At 50.2% G+C, this 616-nt stretch carries 1 protein-coding gene; it reads right to left on the minus strand.

The features are described from left to right. Positions 1-16: 16 nt before the first annotated feature. The gene (locus tag CJ260_RS12510) at positions 17-466 is read right to left on the minus strand and encodes a holin family protein (protein WP_233127995.1); all 450 of its coding nucleotides are present in this window, start codon (positions 464-466) and stop codon (positions 17-19) included. Positions 467-616: the final 150 nt, after the last annotated feature.

Raw genomic sequence — 616 nt, forward strand, 5'->3', positions numbered from 1 at the left:
GGATTAATAAATACTTTCATGGTTTTGCTCCTTTCTCATTTGCCAGCTGCTCTAGCGTATCTCGCAATTTTTTCGGAATAGGAAGCCCGGCCTTCCCGGCATTTTCCAGTATGGACAGGCCTTCGTTTGCAATGAAGAACCATACGACAAACGGCTGCGTCAATGTCGACTGCCCCAGGGCCATATCCAGCTCATGAGACAGGGCCACAAGGCAAAGAATGACCATCTTTTTGCAAAAGCCGGCGAATCCCTTCTTGCTGTTGAGCTTCATGTTGGGATTGATATAGGCCGCTGCTATGCCGGTAATGTAGTCTATAGCCATGATGACGACCAGTGCCTCGTGAATATCGCTCCATCCCGTAAAATGCGTAATCAATGCTCCCGCCGCCGACGCCACCGCCCCCCATTCTATTTCTGTCTGAACCGGAATCAGGCTCCGCATCCAGCCGAGCAGGGCCATCATCATGTCGCAACCTTATTATCAGTTCTATCCCCTTCAGTAGCACTATTGGGCTCCGGAAGCGGCTGGGAACGAGGACATTCCGGATTTGTGCAGAGCTCATACAAAAGCCCTTCTTGTTGTTTCATTGGGCGTCCACACAAAAAGCATTTTTTG

The organism is Megasphaera sp. ASD88 (genome assembly GCF_002287425.1).
Classification (GTDB): Bacteria; Bacillota; Negativicutes; order Veillonellales; family Megasphaeraceae; genus Megasphaera; species Megasphaera stantonii.

Excerpts from the sequence above, each read along its gene's own strand:
- CJ260_RS12510 (WP_233127995.1), bottom strand. The coding sequence starts at position 466 with ATGATGATGGCCCTGCTCGGCTGGATGCGGAGCCTGATTCCGGTTCAG.